General features: G+C 46.3%; 2 tRNA genes. Both read right to left on the minus strand.

What is annotated here, in order from left to right:
* Window positions 1-97: 97 nt before the first annotated feature.
* A tRNA-Gln gene (locus tag FE392_RS18535) sits at window positions 98-172 on the minus strand.
* Between the two features lie 68 nt (window positions 173-240).
* A tRNA-Leu gene (locus FE392_RS18540) sits at window positions 241-325 on the minus strand.
* Window positions 326-369 lie beyond the last annotated feature (44 nt).

Here is a 369-nt window from a genome sequence, read left to right on the forward strand (position 1 = left end):
TTGGCGATACCCCAACTGAATGTTATCACTGCAACCTTGTTATTCTTAGAATATGAATTCGATTCTTTTTTCGTTTTAATCAGTTATTTCAGTAAAATGGCTGGGGTACCTGGATTCGAACCAGGGAATGCCAGGATCAAAACCTGGTGCCTTACCGCTTGGCGATACCCCACCTGAAACAACACACTAAAACTTAAAACCGTAAATCAAACCTATTCTAAGTACAACCCGACAAAGAAATGGTGCGGGAGGCGAGACTTGAACTCGCACACCTTGCGGCGCCAGAACCTAAATCTGGTGCGTCTACCAATTTCGCCACTCCCGCAAAGATGGTGGCTACGACGGGATTCGAACCTGTGACCCCAGCAT

The organism is Xenorhabdus santafensis (assembly GCF_033949405.1).
In the GTDB taxonomy this organism is placed as follows: domain Bacteria; phylum Pseudomonadota; class Gammaproteobacteria; order Enterobacterales; family Enterobacteriaceae; genus Xenorhabdus; species Xenorhabdus santafensis.